This is a genomic window from Pseudomonas sp. FSL L8-0168 (assembly GCF_037976155.1).
Lineage (GTDB): Bacteria > Pseudomonadota > Gammaproteobacteria > Pseudomonadales > Pseudomonadaceae > Aquipseudomonas > Aquipseudomonas paracarnis.
On the sequence record NZ_CP150262.1, the window covers coordinates 2010834 to 2026684 of the forward strand.

16 protein-coding genes, 1 tRNA gene and 1 pseudogene are annotated in these 15851 nt (G+C 58.6%); 7 read left to right on the plus strand and 11 right to left on the minus strand.

The genetic code is table 11. From position 1 onward, the window contains the following. Positions 1-188: 188 nt before the first annotated feature. Positions 189-1415 (plus strand): MFS transporter, encoded by a 1227-nt coding sequence (locus tag MHH62_RS08660; RefSeq protein WP_014717445.1) that lies wholly within the window; start codon positions 189-191, stop codon positions 1413-1415. A gap of 72 nt (positions 1416-1487) precedes the next feature. Here the strand turns inward: MHH62_RS08660 and MHH62_RS08665 are convergent, their stop codons facing one another. Next, positions 1488-1742, minus strand: coding sequence for a hypothetical protein (locus tag MHH62_RS08665; RefSeq protein ID WP_032903173.1), 255 nt, complete (start codon positions 1740-1742; stop codon positions 1488-1490). Between the two features lie 406 nt (positions 1743-2148). Between MHH62_RS08665 and MHH62_RS08670 the strand changes: the two genes are divergently transcribed. Both MHH62_RS08670 and MHH62_RS08675 read left to right on the plus strand, forming a co-directional pair. Next, positions 2149-2388 carry a type II toxin-antitoxin system RelB/DinJ family antitoxin gene (locus MHH62_RS08670; protein ID WP_014717442.1) on the plus strand — a complete coding sequence of 80 codons (240 nt, stop codon included), beginning with the start codon at positions 2149-2151 and terminating at the stop codon, positions 2386-2388. After that, positions 2378-2671: pseudogene (locus tag MHH62_RS08675) on the plus strand (type II toxin-antitoxin system RelE/ParE family toxin). Before MHH62_RS08670 ends, MHH62_RS08675 begins: the two are co-directional and overlap by 11 nt. Positions 2672-2766: 95 nt before the next feature. Here the strand turns inward: MHH62_RS08675 and MHH62_RS08680 are convergent. The 5 genes from MHH62_RS08680 to dapA all read right to left on the minus strand — a co-directional run bounded on the left by MHH62_RS08680 (position 2767) and on the right by dapA (position 6455). Then, positions 2767-2856 (minus strand) — tRNA-Ser (locus MHH62_RS08680). Between the two features lie 83 nt (positions 2857-2939). After that, positions 2940-3653, minus strand: coding sequence for a phosphoribosylaminoimidazolesuccinocarboxamide synthase (gene purC / locus MHH62_RS08685; RefSeq protein WP_005786030.1), 714 nt, complete (start codon positions 3651-3653; stop codon positions 2940-2942). A 27-nt stretch (positions 3654-3680) separates the two neighbouring features. Next, positions 3681-4439, minus strand: coding sequence for an MBL fold metallo-hydrolase (locus tag MHH62_RS08690; protein ID WP_014717370.1), 759 nt, complete (start codon positions 4437-4439; stop codon positions 3681-3683). A 4-nt stretch (positions 4440-4443) separates the two neighbouring features. Continuing rightward, positions 4444-5559, minus strand: a complete 1116-nt coding sequence (gene bamC / locus MHH62_RS08695; protein WP_014717369.1) for an outer membrane protein assembly factor BamC — start codon at positions 5557-5559, stop codon at positions 4444-4446. Between the two features lie 17 nt (positions 5560-5576). Continuing rightward, on the minus strand, positions 5577-6455 hold the full coding sequence (dapA, locus tag MHH62_RS08700; RefSeq protein WP_014717368.1) for a 4-hydroxy-tetrahydrodipicolinate synthase: 879 nt from the start codon (positions 6453-6455) through the stop codon (positions 5577-5579). A 262-nt stretch (positions 6456-6717) separates the two neighbouring features. On the opposite strand from dapA, the gene MHH62_RS08705 reads away from it, so the two are divergent. Further along, positions 6718-7278 (plus strand): glycine cleavage system protein R, encoded by a 561-nt coding sequence (locus tag MHH62_RS08705; protein ID WP_003189463.1) that lies wholly within the window; start codon positions 6718-6720, stop codon positions 7276-7278. A 14-nt stretch (positions 7279-7292) separates the two neighbouring features. Further along, the gene (locus tag MHH62_RS08710; protein ID WP_014717367.1) at positions 7293-7766 is read left to right on the plus strand and encodes a peroxiredoxin; all 474 of its coding nucleotides are present in this window, start codon (positions 7293-7295) and stop codon (positions 7764-7766) included. A 19-nt stretch (positions 7767-7785) separates the two neighbouring features. Here MHH62_RS08710 and MHH62_RS08715 read toward each other — a convergent pair whose 3' ends face one another. Next, on the minus strand, positions 7786-8025 hold the full coding sequence (locus MHH62_RS08715; RefSeq protein WP_014717366.1) for a sulfurtransferase TusA family protein: 240 nt from the start codon (positions 8023-8025) through the stop codon (positions 7786-7788). A 95-nt stretch (positions 8026-8120) separates the two neighbouring features. Between MHH62_RS08715 and MHH62_RS08720 the strand changes: the two genes are divergently transcribed. Then, positions 8121-9554: a M48 family metalloprotease gene (locus tag MHH62_RS08720; RefSeq protein WP_003189458.1), complete on the plus strand. Its 1434-nt coding sequence runs from the start codon at positions 8121-8123 to the stop codon at positions 9552-9554. A 68-nt stretch (positions 9555-9622) separates the two neighbouring features. On the opposite strand, the gene MHH62_RS08725 is transcribed toward MHH62_RS08720, so the two are convergent. From MHH62_RS08725 to rpoE, 4 genes are all read right to left on the minus strand, one after another. Next, on the minus strand, positions 9623-11059 hold the full coding sequence (locus MHH62_RS08725; RefSeq protein WP_014717365.1) for a DegQ family serine endoprotease: 1437 nt from the start codon (positions 11057-11059) through the stop codon (positions 9623-9625). A 233-nt stretch (positions 11060-11292) separates the two neighbouring features. After that, a complete protein-coding gene (locus tag MHH62_RS08730; protein WP_014717364.1) occupies positions 11293-12252 on the minus strand; it encodes a MucB/RseB C-terminal domain-containing protein in 960 nt (319 codons plus the stop codon). 16 nt (positions 12253-12268) lie between these two features. Further along, positions 12269-12856: an RseA family anti-sigma factor gene (locus MHH62_RS08735; protein ID WP_003189451.1), complete on the minus strand. Its 588-nt coding sequence runs from the start codon at positions 12854-12856 to the stop codon at positions 12269-12271. Positions 12857-12888: 32 nt separating this feature from the next. Then, positions 12889-13470 (minus strand): RNA polymerase sigma factor RpoE, encoded by a 582-nt coding sequence (rpoE, locus tag MHH62_RS08740; protein WP_003172477.1) that lies wholly within the window; start codon positions 13468-13470, stop codon positions 12889-12891. 460 nt (positions 13471-13930) lie between these two features. On the opposite strand from rpoE, the gene nadB reads away from it, so the two are divergent. Further along, positions 13931-15538, plus strand: coding sequence for an L-aspartate oxidase (nadB, locus tag MHH62_RS08745; protein ID WP_339232830.1), 1608 nt, complete (start codon positions 13931-13933; stop codon positions 15536-15538). Positions 15539-15851: the final 313 nt, after the last annotated feature.

Genomic DNA, 15851 nt, shown 5'->3' on the forward strand with positions numbered 1-15851 from the left:
GACTCAACTTCGGGCTTTTTCGTTTGTGATGCTGAGTGAGGACTCTTCAAAAACCTCACATCGATAGCACTGATGATTACTATCGAAACGAGCGCCTGCTCGATTGCCAACACTGATTCCTATAATCGCCCCCAGCTTCCCTCTCCTGCGTCTGACCTCAGGCGACTTTCACCTTGGAATCCCACACCATGCCAAGCGCGAGCCAGGCCTCTAACGGCCTTCCCGAACATAATCAACAAAGCGTCAAACAGCAGTGGCTGGCGATTCTTTCGGTCGCCGTGGGTGCCTTTGCCCTGGTGACCAGTGAATTCCTGCCGGTGGGCGTACTCAACGACGTCGCCAGCGACCTGGGTATCAGTGCCGGTCACGCCGGATTGATGGTCACATTACCCGGCATCATGGCCGCCCTCGCCGCGCCGTTTCTGTCGGTCAGCATTGGCGCCATGGACCGTCGCTACCTGCTGATTGGCCTGACACTGGTGATGATCATCGCCAACTCGGTGGTGGCCTTTGCCACCGATTTCAGCCTGCTGCTGTTCGGCCGCGTATTGCTCGGCATCAGCATCGGCGGCTTCTGGGCCACCGCCATTGCCCTCAGCGGGCGGCTGGCGCCCAAAGGCGTGGGGGTTGCGAAAGCCACCTCGATCATCATGATGGGCGTAACCCTGGCCACCGTGTTGGGCGTGCCGGTAGGTACATGGCTCAGCGGCCTGATGGGCTGGCGCATGACCTTCCTGGTCACGGCGTTGGTGGGCATTCCGGTACTGCTGGCGCAGATCTTCCTGCTGCCGCGACTCACCCCGGAGAAAGCCATTCAGATCCGTGACCTGCCGGCTTTGTTTATCAACCCACAAGCACGGGTCGGGTTGATCGCCGTGCTGCTGATCGGTCTCGCACACTTTGCCGCATACACCTATGTCGCACCGTTCTTTAAACACAGCTCCGGCTTCGACGGACCGACGATTGGCTCGCTGTTGTTGCTGTATGGCGTGGCTGGGGTGCTGGGCAATATCTTCGCCGGCTTTGCCGCCAACCGCAGCGTACGCAACACCCTGTTGCTGGTCGCACTGATGATCGGCACCAGCACCGCGCTGTTCCCCTACTTCGCCACCGGCATGACCGGCGCGGCGATGCTGATCGCCCTGTGGGGCTTCGCCTTCGGGGCTTTCCCGGCCTGCGCGAGCATCTGGATGTTCGTCGTGGCGCCCAAGGATGTAGAACGCGGCATGCCGCTGTTTGTGGCGCTGTTTCAGGTGATCATTGCCCTGGGCTCGTTCTTTGGCGGGCGGATCGTCGACCAGATGGGCAGCTCGGTGTTGTTGAGCCTGGCCACGGTGTTGGTGGGTTTCGGATTTGCGACCGTGCTGGTGTTGGGACGCAAGGTGAGTAATAGCCTGGTGGCGCAGCCAGCCTGACCGGGTTGTAGGCGCAAAAAGCCTGCTGAGCATTGAGCTCAGCAGGCTTTTTTCGTTTCAGGGAGCAGGTATTTATTTGGCCGCGGGGAAATCACGCTCGAGGACAGCATCCACCAAGGCTTGCGCGTTCTCGATCAATTGAGCCAGGGCCATGATCACGGGCGACTGCGTGCTGACTGGATCTTCGGCGCATTGGTAGGCGGATTGAAGGGCGGATGAGAGGGTTTCGGTGGCGTTTATAAGGGTTTCTTCGGTGCCGACATCATCGGCTACGCAAAAGATTTTGCGTGCATGCCCTTCGGTAGAATCAGCGGTGATCTTATTCATGATGTAACCCCAGCCAACGCAACCCTGCACGAAAACTGCCGAACCTGCACAACGTAAGCACCTGTTTCGGCAAAGCTTGGTAACCAGAATCTCCACCGGGAACCTTGTGTGCATAAGCCTGCGAGCTAGTCTCAAAAAGTCGCCGCCGTGGCGACATACTGTCAAGGGTGCTGATATGCCAACGAGATATCGCGATGCGGTCACAGGTGAATACGTAACCGAGCAAGAGGCGAAGAAAAGACCAAGGGAAACGGTGAAAGAAACCGATAAAAAGCGCCCGGCAAAGCCGACGGCCAAAAAGTAGGATCAACAGATGAGAGCGACTGCCGTATGTCCAGACAAACTTGCCAATGAAACCCGATTGCTCCAATGTAATGACCAACGTCATTACACAAGGAGCTATCCCTTGGCATCTATCAACATTCGTATCGATGACGACCTGAAAGCTCGCGCCTACCTGGAGCTGGAGAAACTTGGTGTCACCCCTTCCGAACTGATACGCCAGGCGTTGCAATATGTTGCCGAGCGCGGCCAGTTGCCATTTAAGCCTGTGCTGATGACTGAAGAGGATGAAGCCTTGATGGCGACCGTACGTGAGCGTCTTGCATCGCCTCAACGCGTAAGGGTTTCTTTGGATGACCTATAGCCTTGATTTTGATGCGCGTGCATTGAAAGAATGACAAAAGCTCGGTGACACCCTCCGTCAGCAACTCAAAAAGAAGCTGGTCGAAATCCTGAACAACCCACGTATTGAGGCTAATCGCCTACATCGCCTGCCTGACTGCTACAAGATCAAACTGCGTAGTAGCGGGTACAGGCTGGTGTATCAAGTGATCGATCAGGAAATTGCGGTGTTCGTGGTCGCCGTTGATAAACGTGAGCGTGATCAGGCTTATCGCAAAGCGTCTGAGCGCCTTGATCAGCGTTAGGCAGGACTGGAAAATATCCCTGAAGCAGTCGCTGATAAAGACTGGAAATGAAAAAGCCCCGCAGCTTATTCAGCTGCGGGGCTTTTTCTATGTAATGGCGGAGAGATAGGGATTCGAACCCTAGGTACCGGTGAAGGTACAACGGATTTCGAATCCGTCCCATTCGGCCACTCTGGCATCTCTCCAACGGCGCGCATCATAACAGTGTGTTTCGCGGAAGCAAACCCCAAAGGTGATTTTTTTCCGTGCTATCAGATGCTTGCGTCGATTACAGCGGTACGCCGAGACGATTGGCGACTTCTTCGTAGGCTTCGATCACGTCACCGAGGCCCTGGCGGAAGCGGTCTTTGTCCATCTTCTTCTTGGTGTCCTTGTCCCACAGGCGGCAGCCGTCCGGGCTGAATTCGTCGCCCAGGACGATGGAGCCGTCGTGGAATACGCCGAATTCGAGCTTGAAGTCCACCAGCAACAGGCCGGCGTCGTCGAACAGCTTGGTCAGCACGTCGTTGACCTTGAGGGACAACTCCTTCATGCGCGCCAGTTGCTCAGCGGTGCCCCAGCCGAACGCCACGACGTGGGATTCGTTGATGAACGGGTCGCCCTTGGCGTCGTCCTTCAAGAACAGTTCGAACGTGTAAGGGTTGAGCTTGAGGCCCTCTTCCACGCCCAAGCGCTTGACCAGGCTGCCGGCGGCGTAGTTGCGCACGACGCATTCCACCGGGATCATGTCGAGCTTCTTGACCAGGCACTCGTTGTCGCCCAGCAGTTTGTCGAATTGGGTCGGGATACCGGCCGCTTCGAGCTTCTGCATGATGAAGGCGTTGAACTTGTTGTTCACCATGCCTTTGCGATCCAGTTGTTCGATGCGCTTGCCGTCGAACGCCGAGGTGTCGTTGCGAAACAGCAGGATCAGGCGGTTGGCGTCGTCGGTCTTGTACACCGACTTGGCTTTACCGCGGTAGAGTTCTTCACGTTTTTCCATGATGGGCTCCGCTTTGAGTAAGGTGGGCTAGGCGATGTGTCGCCAGTCGAGCCCTGAATCTTGATCGGCCAGTTGCAGCCAGTCCGGGTCGCACCCTAGGGTGTCGACAAAACATTGCCGGGCAAGCGTCGGCAGGTTGTTCTTGCTGCTGAGGTGAGCCAGGACCAGATGTTGCAGGTCTTGCCAGCCCAACTCGTACACCAGGTATGCGGCCTGGTGGTTGTTCAAATGTCCCAGCTCGCCGCCCACCCGTTGCTTGAGAAAGTAAGGGTAATGACCGCGTGCCAGCAGGTCTCGGCAGTGGTTGGACTCGATCATCAAGGCATCGAGGTCCCGGTAACCCTCCAGCACCTTGGCGCAATAAGAACCCAGGTCGGTGAGCACACCGAAGCGCCGCTCACCGTCACTGAATACGTATTGCGTCGGCTCCTGGGCATCGTGGGCAACCGCGACGACATTGATGCTCAGGGCACCGATTTGCAGTTGCTCGCCACCAGCCAGAAAACCTGCCGGCTCGATGGGTTTGCGCATCCCGCGCAACGTGCCGCGGCTCATGTACACCGGCAGATTGTAGCGCCGAGACAGTAAACCCACGCCATGCACGTGGTCGGCATGTTCGTGGGTCACTAGAATCGCGCTCAACTGCGCCGGGTGAACACCGAGGCGCAGCAGGCGTCGCTCGGTTTCTCTTAACGAGAAACCACAATCGACCAGCACATACGTGTCATCGTGGGCGACCAGCGTACCGTTCCCTTGGCTACCGCTGCCGAGAACGGCAAAACGCATCGGATCAGCCCAGGTTGTCTTGAATCACCCCCAACACTTTGCGCGCTGTTTCAGCTGGCGCGACGGTGTTGATGTTCTTCTCGACGGTGACTTGCACGCTTTCGCCCACCTTGCTCAAACGAACCTGATAACGCTCGGCACGGGTTTCGATCTCTTCCTTGGTCGGCGCGCTGCCGAACAATTTGCCGAAGAAACCTGGCTCGTCGTCCTTCTTCTCAGCCTTTTCAGCCACGTTGATGTAGTACAGGCCCAGGCTGCGGTTGATGTCTTCAACGCGCCAAGGGCCCTGCTCCAACGCGCGGCCAACACTGGCCCAGGCACGGTCGAGGTCTTCACCCAGGTTCAGCACGACGTTGCCACTGCCGTCTTCGGTGAGGCTGACGCGGCTAGGGGTGTCGTAATCACGGGCGGCGAGCAAGGATACGGAACCGCCCTTCTCGGAAATACGGCTCATGCTGGCGAGCATTTCGTCGACCAGCGCGGCGTCAACACCCGTGTTGACCGAACGTGGAGTGAAATCGACGTTGGCTGTGCTGCCTGCAGGACGCTCGGCGCTGACCACATAGACTTCGCTGGTGTTGCGCTGCACGCCTGGCTCGATGCGCACACGCACACGAGCTTCGCTGTCGGCGGCAACACCGCCCGCCAGCAGGCGCTGGGCCATGTTGGCGGACAGCTCGCGACCTTGCTGCCACGCGGTGGTGAACTCACCGGTCTGCGGGCGTTGCTGGTCGATGCTAAAACCGTTGTCCTGGAAGAACTGCACCGCCACCGGCCAGACCTCGGCAGGCGGACGCTGAGCCACGATCCAACGATTGTCGCCGCTTTTTTGCAGGCTGTAGTCGCTGGCATCGGCCACGGACATAATCGGCTGTGGGCGTGGCACTACGTACTCACCCTTGACCGTGTCGTCGGCAACGTTGCGTGGAATCGGCAGCAGCGGGTCAAGGCGCTTGGCGACATTGACATCAGGCGGCAGTTGCATCGGTTTGGTTGCTTGCGCTTCCAGGTAATCGCTGCCGCGGTCACGGAAGTAGCCTTCCGGGCCCCATACCCAACCGCAGCCACTGGTGCTGGAGATAATCAAGGCAAGTGCGGAAAGTCCGGCCAATCGCTTCATGCGTAGTGCTTCCTCAATTAAACCAGGACGCCGGACTGGCGCAGGGCCTGTCGCAGCGGTTCGTGACAGGCTTCGCTGAGGCGGGTGAGCGGCAGACGGATACCGTCCGGCATCAGGCCCATCTCAAACAGCGCCCACTTCACGGGAATAGGATTGGATTCGATAAACAGTGTCTTGTTGAGCGGCATCAGCTTCTCGTGGATCGCACGCGCGGTGGCTGCATCGCCCGCGATGGCGGCGGCACACATATCGCTCATGGCGCGCGGGGCCACGTTGGCGGTCACGGAGATGTTGCCCTTGCCACCCAGCAGGATCAGCTCGACAGCGGTGGCGTCGTCACCGGAATACACCAGGAAGTCGCTGCTCACGCCGGCCAGGATGTCCTTGGCGCGCTGCAGGTCGCCGGTGGCTTCCTTGATGCCGATGATGTTCGGCACGGTGGACAGGCGGATCACGGTCTCGGCCTTCATGTCGCACGCGGTGCGACCCGGTACGTTGTAGAGGATCTGCGGGATCTGCACGGCTTCGGCGATGGCTTTGAAGTGCTGGTACAAGCCTTCCTGGGTCGGCTTGTTGTAGTACGGAGTCACCAGCAGGCAAGCGTCGGCGCCGGCCTTCTTGGCGTTCTTGGTCAGCTCGATCGCTTCACGCGTCGAGTTGGCGCCCGTACCGGCAATCACGGCAATGCGGCCCGCTACGCGCTTGACCACGAATTCGATCACCTGGATGTGTTCTTCCACATCAAGGGTGGCCGATTCACCTGTGGTGCCGACCGCCACAATGGCGTTGGTGCCCTCTTGCAGGTGGAAGTCCACCAGTTTGCCCAGGCTGTCCCAGTCGAGACGACCTTGTGCATCCATGGGTGTGACCAGTGCCACCATACTGCCCGCAATCATGCAACCGCTCCTGCCGGAAAAAGAGAGCCGTAATGGTACTGGCGCCAAGATGCTTGTACAAGCGAAGTACCGCGTGAGGATGCGTTCTGGCGCAACTAAACGACGGGCAATGCCATCATTAGGCCAAAGCACCGCCCGAAGCGGGCTGATCACGCAATGAAAACGCCACCTCCTAGCCCTTGGCGACGCTTTTCGCTACCCTTGATCCTTTGATCGATACCGCCCACACGGTATCGACCGCTCATCGCTTTAGGAAGGCTGCATGTCCACCCCCACAGTTCGCGAACAATTCCTTGTTATCAGTGCCCTCGGCGCCAACCCCATGGAGCTGACCAACGTCCTGTGCCGCGCCAGCCATGAGAACCGCTGCGCCGTCGTGACCTCCCGCCTGACCCGCCATGGCGAGTGCAGTGCGCTGGTCCTGCAGATTTCTGGCTCCTGGGATGCCTTGGCGCGTCTGGAAACCGGCCTGCCAGGCCTGGCCAAGAAGCATGATTTCACCGTCAACGTGGTACGCAGCGCTGCCCTGGAAAACCGTCCCCAGGCCCTGCCTTACGTAGCCTATGTCAGCTCGGCCTACCGTTCGGACATCGTCAACGAGTTGTGCCAGTTCTTTATCGACCACAACGTCGAGCTGGAAAACCTGACCTGTGACACCTACCAGGCGCCACAAACCGGCGGCACCATGCTCAATGCCACCTTTACCGTGACCTTGCCGGCCGGTGTACAGATCAGTTGGTTGCGCGACCAGTTCCTGGATTTCGCCGATGCCCTGAACCTCGACGCCTTGATTGAGCCATGGCGCCCACAGAACCCAATGTAAGGAAGTACTTCTCTATGCCGGTAGCCATCGACACACCCGTGGCCGATTTCGAGGCCCAGGCCACCAGCGGCCAGACCTTCAGCCTTGCAGCCTTCAAGGGCAAGCAAGTGGTGATCTACTTTTACCCGAAGGACAGCACCCCTGGCTGCACCACCGAAGGCCAGGGTTTTCGTGACCAGTACGCCGCGTTCAAGGCCGCCAACACCGAAGTGTTCGGCGTGTCGCGTGACAGCGTGAAGTCCCACGAGAACTTCAAGGGCAAACAGGAATTTCCGTTCGAGCTGATCAGCGATAAGGACGAAGCGGTCTGCCAGCTGTTTGATGTAATCAAGTTGAAGAAGCTGTATGGCAAGGAATACCTGGGCGTGGATCGCAGCACCTTCCTGATCGACAGCCAAGGCGTCCTGCGTCAGGAATGGCGCGGCGTGAAAGTGCCGGGCCATGTTGATGCGGTTCTGGCGGCAGCGCAGGCGCTGAACAAGGCTTGATCTTGCCTCGATAAGGCCTTCAGGCCTTGCGCAACCAATAACGGTACACACCCTCGGCGGCGTCTTCATGCTCCAGGGTGTGGCCGGCCAGCTTGGCAAAGGTGCGAAAATCACGCTGGGAGCCGGCGTCGGTGGCAGTCACCTTGAGCACGGCACCACTGGCCATTTTATTGAGCTCCAGCTTGGCCTTGAGCAATGGTAAAGGGCAGTTCAGACCGCTGGCGTCGAGTTCGGCGTCACAGGCTACAGCGTCGGTCATGGTGTTACTCCAGGCAAACATTCGGGCTGCTTAGAATATCTGGTCCCAAGCTCAGTGTCCGGCTACAGTAAGCTCTTTGTCGAAAGGCTTTGTGCATGACTTTTTTGCGCCCTACCCTGCTGACGCTGGCCTGCCTGCTGGCCTCCCCGGCCTTCGCTGACGACCTGCCGTCACTTGGTGATGCCAGTTCTGCCATTGTCTCGCCGCAACAGGAATACCAACTGGGCCGCGCCTGGCTGGCCTACCTGCGCGGCCAGGTTTCGCAACTCAACGACCCGCAACTCAAGGATTACGTTGAAACCAGCGTGTACAAGCTGGTGGAGACCAGCCAGGTCAATGACCGGCGCCTGGAATTCATCCTGATCAACAGCCCACAGCTCAACGCCTTTGCGGCTCCCGGTGGGATCGTCGGGGTCAACGGCGGCCTGTTTCTCAATGCACAGACCGAAGGTGAATACGCGTCGGTACTGGCCCACGAACTGGCACACTTGTCCCAGCGCCACTTCGCCCGAGGCGTGGAAGCGCAATCACGCATGCAACTGCCGATGATGGCCGCCCTGCTTGGGGGCATTATCGCCGCTGCTGCGGGTGCCGGTGATGCCGGTATCGCCGCGATTGCCGGCTCACAAGCCGCCGCGATCCAGGAACAGCGCCGCTTCTCCCGCCAGAACGAGCAAGAGGCCGACCGCATCGGTATTCTCAACCTGGAGAAAGCCGGCTACGACCCGCGCTCCATGCCCACCATGTTCGAACGGCTGATGCGCCAATACCGCTTCGACGCCAAGCCGCCGGAATTCCTGCTGACTCACCCGGTAACCGAATCGCGTATCGCCGACACCCGCAACCGCGCCGAACAAGCCAAACCTGGCGGCAAGGAAGACAGCCTGCGCTATCAATTGATTCGCGCACGGGTGCAGCTCAAATACGAAGACACGCCAGGTCTGGCCGCCAAGCGCTTCCAGGCACAGCTGGATGAAAACCCTAAAAATGATGTAGCGCGTTATGGCCTGGCCATCGCCCAGATCAAGGGTACTCAACTCAAGGAAGCGCGGGAAAGCCTGGCGCCGTTGCTGGCCAAGGCGCCTAACGACATCACCTACAACCTGGCCCAAATCGAACTGGACATCACCAGCAACCGCATGCCGGATGCGCAACAACGTACCGACCGCATGCTCACCCAGTACCCCAGCAACTATCCATTGAACCAGGTGCGGGTAGATCTGTTGCTTAAACAGAACCGTACCGCCGATGCAGAAAAGGCGCTGGACGGGCTACTCAAGTCGCGGCCGGACGATCCGGACGTGTGGTATCAGGTTGCTGAAACCCGCGGTTTGTCCGGCAACATTATTGGCCTGCATCAGGCTCGCGCTGAATATTTCGCATTGGTGGGGGATTTCCAGCAAGCCATCCAGCAGTTGGACTTTGCCAAGCGGCGTGCTGGCAATAACTTCCCGCTGTCCTCGCGCATCGACGCCCGTCAGCGTGAGCTGATCGAACAGGAGCGCCTGGTGAAAGGCATGATGAGCTGAACCCGCCGCCCACAAAAAAGCCCCGCTGCCGTTAACCGGCAGCGGGGCTTTTTTATAGGTCTAGCGGATTACTCAGCCAGCTTGAAGGTGATGAAGCTGGCACGGCCTTGACGCAGGACGCGCATCGACACCGAGCGATTCTTCGGCAACGCCTTGGCGATGTCGGCGAACTCCTTGGTGGTATCGATTGCCTGGTTGTTCAAGTGGGTGATCACGTCACCCGGTTGCAGGCCGATCAAGGCGGCTGGGCCGTCCTGAACTTCCTTGATCACGACACCGCTTTGCAGGTCGAAGGTTTTCTTCTGTTCGGCGGTCAGTTCAACCACGGCGATACCCAGGCGGTTGCTGCTGCGCTCGGCACCTGGCTTGGCGTTGCCCAGGGCGTCCAGGGTCGCGCCTTCTTCCGGAATTGCCCCAACGGTCAGTTCGACGTTCTGGCGCTTGCCGTCACGAATCACTTCCAGCTTGGCTTTGCCGCCGGCCTTGAGCGCGCCGACCAAATGAGGCAAGTCTGCCGACATGATGATCGGCTGGCCGTTCATGCTCAGGATTACATCGCCCACTTTCAGGCCGCCTTTGGCCGCAGGGCCATTGTCCTGAATCTGCGCAACCAGGGCACCGGCCGGCTTGTCGAGACCGAAGGACTCAGCCAGGTCCTTGTTCACTTCCTGGATTACCACGCCCAACCAGCCGCGGCTGACCTTGCCGCCGCTTTTGAGCTGATTGGAGACATCCATGGCCACATCGATCGGGATCGCGAAGGACACGCCCATGAAGCCACCGGAGCGGGTGTAGATCTGCGAGTTGATCCCCACCACTTCGCCGGCCAGGTTGAACAGCGGGCCACCGGAGTTACCCGGGTTGATCGGCACGTCGGTCTGGATGAACGGTACGTAGTTCTCGTTTGGCAGGCTGCGACCGATGGCACTGACGATGCCTTGGGTAACGGTGTGGTCAAAGCCGAACGGTGAACCGATCGCGACCACCCACTGACCGGCTTTCAGGTCCTGAGACTTGCCCAGCTTAAGCACCGGCAAATCCTTGCCATCGATTTTGAGCAAAGCCACGTCGGAACGTGGATCGGTGCCAATCAGCTTGGCCTTGAGTTCACTGCGGTCGGCCAGGCGCACGAGAATCTCGTCGGCATCGGCAATCACATGGTTGTTAGTGAGGATGTAGCCGTCAGGCGAAATGATGAAGCCGGAGCCCAGGGACTGGGCTTCGCGCTGACCACCGCCACCACGGGGAGAGCGAGGTTGGGGCATCCCGCGTTCGAAGAACTCGCGCAACATGGGCGGCAAGCCTTCCAGGTCGGGCATCTGCTGGTTCGAGACTTTGCGATCCGGCAGCTTCTGCGTGGTACTGATGTTCACCACGGCAGGCGAGGCCTGCTCCACCAGCTGGGTGAAATCAGGCAGCTCGACCGCTTGCGCAGGTAAGGCCTGACCCAGCACCAGCACTGTGGCGACTATGGATAAGTAAGACTTCAAACGTGGTATCGACATACAGCTCCCGTTACGACGAGCAGGGTTAAGCGACAGGGTTCAATAAACGCCGGATACTGCGAGTGGCATTTTTGCTCCGCGAACAAACAAGGCCAGAGCCATCAAACCCTGACCTATAAAAAACATGGGAAGTTTTTGCAAGTGAAAATGCTGTCCAGAGATTTCATACGCCCAGCACCCAACGAAATTCGGGCCCAGATTGATAGACCAGGATGAACATAAGATTAACAATCTCAGGGCTTGGCGGCGGCTTTTTCACCACGCACCGACAACGCGATACGTTCAGCTGTGCCGATGGGAATTTCGCCCACCACCGTAACCATCATTTCGCCATCCACCGTATTCAATCGCCGGGATACTGCCACGGTCGGCCCAAGCTGAGCGCGGGTTTCATTTACATCAGCGCCGTTGGCTGACTCAAGAAACACCGAAAAACGCGCGAGCCCATCGTCATACATCAGGCTGTCGACGGTAGATTTCGTTTGGGGATCTTTGCGCGTAGCGCTGCTGATCTGTTGGAAACCAGGCGGTAGCCAGTCCAGATGCCACTTTTGCGTGGCAGACATGTCAGGAGATTTAGCGGCGGACATTGTTACCGGCGAACAGTCGCTGCCGGGCTGCAAGCTCTGCTCAGAAGGAGTGGCCGAAGTATCCAGGCGGGTGAACTGAAAACGCTCCAGCAACTGCCCCTGGTCATTTAGCAGCAAGGACTTGAGCGGCAGCGCAGTTTCACGGTCCAAGTGTAATTCAAACCCATAACGGTAGGGGTCACGCGGGCTGATCGACACAATCACCGCATTACGACCGGCCACACGGGATTTGCCAATGACGGCCAGATCGTAGAATGAAGTGAGTTTTTTTGGATCAAGAATACGCGAGGGTGCCTCAGGCGAATGACCGAGACCGGCAACCAACGTGCCACTGACACATTGTGCCCGACCATCAACCCTGACCGCTTCTTGGGCGGAGCCGTCAAGTTGCAACAATCGTTCACGGACATGACCATCCTGGACGCGGTGCCAGATGTCATGGGTTGAAAAACTGCCGTTACGTTCGTAGACAAACGTACCTTCGAAGCTTTGCTGCTGCTCTGCACGCCCAAGTCGAGTCAGCCAGTCTTGGGCTTCATCGGCATGGGCGGATAGTGCAAACCAACTACTGAGCAAAAGCGCAAGGAGCGGTATGGCGCGCATAGGGCTCCTTAGCGAATCAGCGGTTTTCCTGGCTTGCTGCGCGAGCGTATGGCAGAGCGCTTTCAGTGCCTTTGGCGGCCGATTCCTGCGCATGTTGACGCAGGTAGCCTGGAAGGCGCTGATCTTGCCAGCCGGATTGCCCCTGAAGTACACCATTGGCCATAGGGCCGGTGGTATCGGTGCTTTCCTTGTAGCCAGCCAGCACGGCCGGGCCTTTGACTTGCGGACCGGCCATGACCGGCTGCTGAGTCTGCTGGGCCAGCTCGTTGCCTGCGATCTCGTCCTGGTTGTACAGGCGAACGCCTGCCAACACAGCAACGGTCACCGAGGCGGCCACTGCCAGACGACCCAGGCTACGCCATGGACCACGCGAGGCTTTTGCCGGAACGGCTTCATCCGCCAGTGCAGCAGAAACGGCCGCAGCAATATCCAGACGAGGGATTAGGAGATCCTTGTGCATCACCGCCCGAGCGACTTGGTAACGAGACCAGGTATCACGGGTTTCGGCGTCATCAAATGCGTTGAGCACTCGACGAAGTTCCAGTTCATCCGCTTCGTTATCCATCACTGCGGACAGCGATTCCTGCAGGGCATCACGACTCATGGCGGTTCCTCTCTTGGCTGTCGCCGCTGTCTTTAGTTTTCCTGCAACAACGGTTGCAAGGCTTTGTCGATGGCTTCTCGGGCCCGGAAAATCCGTGACCTCACAGTCCCCACCGGACATTGCATGACGCTCGCAATGTCTTCGTAACTCAGACCATCGAATTCACGTAAAGTTAACGCCGTACGCAAATCTTCTGGCAGTTGCTGAATAGTGCGATGAACGGTGCCTTCGATCTCGTCGCGCAGCAATGCACGCTCCGGCGACTCGAGATCTTTGAGGCCGTGATCACCATCGTAAAATTCTGCATCTTCTGAACTGACATCACTGTCTGGTGGGCGGCGACCGCGTGACACCAGATAGTTTTTCGCCGTGTTAATGGCGATGCGGTACAGCCACGTATAAAACGCACTGTCACCGCGGAAATTTCCAAGTGCACGGTAAGCCTTGATAAAGGCTTCCTGTGCAACGTCCTGCGCTTCATGGGTGTCGTGCACAAACCGCACGATCAACCCGAGAATTTTGTGCTGGTATTTCAGCACTAGCAGATCAAATGCTCGCTTATCACCGCGCTGTACGCGCTCGACCAGCTGCTGATCCTCTTCCTGGGTTAGCATGAACACTCCTCGTTGTACTTGAAGGAGGCTTGCATAACTAAACGATCAGGCTTGCAAACATAGACTCGGGCTTTTCGCAAAAGTTCTCCCCCTTCAAGCAAGTTTCCGGCATGCACTGATTTGGCACACACGAAAAACGCAGCACGGTCGGTGCCGGCTGCGCGAATAATCTTGTCGCCGGTTTCGTGACGCGTCCAATGCTCCCGACGGGCCAATAAACTCAACGTTTTCCCAGCTTTCGGGCAACCTGCTATTGAGTCGGGGCTTATGCAAAAAGTTCCCGTCCCGCCAACCGGCCGTTTCCCAACGCTGCGCAGCATAATCTCACAATGCCACGAAGGCGTGGCTATTGTGCCGCTCCACCCCTCTATATACTAGTGGCCCGTGTGACCCTTTGATTCGCCGATCCAGGCGTCCTGTTTGCGCCCCCCTTTGGATCGCTTTTTGCGGAATCCGTCAAATGAGCCAACAGTTTCAACACGATGTCCTCGTCATCGGCAGCGGCGCCGCCGGCTTGAGCCTGGCCCTGACCCTGCCCAGCCATTTGCGTATAGCGGTTTTGAGCAAAGGCGACCTGGCCAACGGCTCGACCTTCTGGGCCCAGGGCGGCGTGGCTGCGGTGCTGGACGACACAGACACCGTGCAATCCCACGTCGAAGACACCCTTAACGCCGGCGGTGGCCTGTGCAACGAAGACGCCGTGCGCTTCACCGTCGAGCACAGCCGGGAAGCCATCCAATGGTTGATCGACCAAGGTGTGCCCTTCACCCGCGATGAACATGCCGGCAGCGACGACGGTGGCTTTGAGTTCCACCTGACCCGCGAAGGCGGCCACAGCCATCGCCGAATCATTCACGCTGCCGATGCCACCGGGGCCGCGATTTTCAAGACCCTGCTCGATCAGGCCCGCCAACGCCCCAACATCCAATTGCTGGAGCAGCGCGTCGCCGTCGACCTGATCACCGAAAAACGCCTGGGCCTGCCGGGCGAACGCTGCCTGGGCGCCTACGTACTGAACCGCACCAGCGGTGAAGTCGATACCTATGGCGCACGCTTCACCATTCTCGCCTCGGGCGGCGCCGCCAAGGTCTACCTCTATACCAGCAACCCCGACGGTGCGTGCGGCGACGGCATTGCGATGGCCTGGCGCTCGGGCTGCCGGGTCGCCAACCTGGAGTTCAACCAATTCCACCCCACGTGCCTGTATCACCCGCAGGCCAAGAGCTTTTTGATCACCGAAGCCCTGCGCGGCGAAGGCGCACATTTGAAGCTGCCCAATGGCGAACGCTTCATGCAGCGCTTCGACCCACGCGCCGAGCTGGCACCACGCGATATCGTCGCCCGCGCCATCGACCACGAAATGAAGCGCCTGGGTATCGACTGCGTGTATCTGGACATCAGCCACAAGCCCGAAGCCTTCATCAAGACCCACTTCCCGACCGTCTACGAACGCTGCCTGACCTTCAATATCGACATCACCAAGGGCCCGATCCCCGTGGTGCCGGCCGCGCACTACACCTGCGGTGGCGTGATGGTCGATCAGCATGGCCGCACCGACGTGCCGGGCCTGTATGCCATCGGCGAAACCAGCTTCACTGGCCTGCACGGCGCCAACCGCATGGCCAGCAATTCATTGCTCGAATGCTTCGTGTATGCCCGCTCGGCGGCAGCGGACATTCTTGAGCAACTGCCGCACATCCCGGTACCAGCCGCCCTGCCCCGCTGGGATGCGAGCCAGGTCACTGATTCGGACGAAGACGTGATCATCGCTCACAACTGGGACGAGCTGCGACGCTTCATGTGGGACTATGTGGGCATCGTGCGCACCAACAAGCGCCTGCAAAGGGCGCAACATCGGGTGCGCTTGCTGCTGGATGAGATCGACGAGTTCTACAGCAACTATCGCGTAAGCAGAGACCTGATTGAATTGAGGAACCTTGCTCAAGTAGCGGAACTGATGATCAGGTCTGCCATGAAACGTAAGGAATCTCGGGGTCTGCACTACACGTTGGACTATCCAGAGCTGCTGCCAGAGGCGAAGGATACGATCCTTACACCCGACAAATGAGGCACGTTAGGAGCCATAGCGTAGCACCATGGGGCCCCAGTTTGTAACAGCTTTGGCGCACATTTGTCCCAACGCTGAGGTCCTTATCACCTGCCCGCAAGGGTCCTTATCGTGCGCCTGAGCGAGCATGCGAGGGCCTATGGGGGTAAGCGCGCAGGTTAGTAGTTACAGGTGGTCACTCAGATTTTTGTGCCAGATCCTCATGAGGTGCCCTTGAGGCACCCATACAGCCAGAAGGCCACATGAACACCAACGCAGGCCCGTAGGCCGCGCTAAACGTGTCCATGAAGTTGTCCTAAGAGTTAAGGGATCG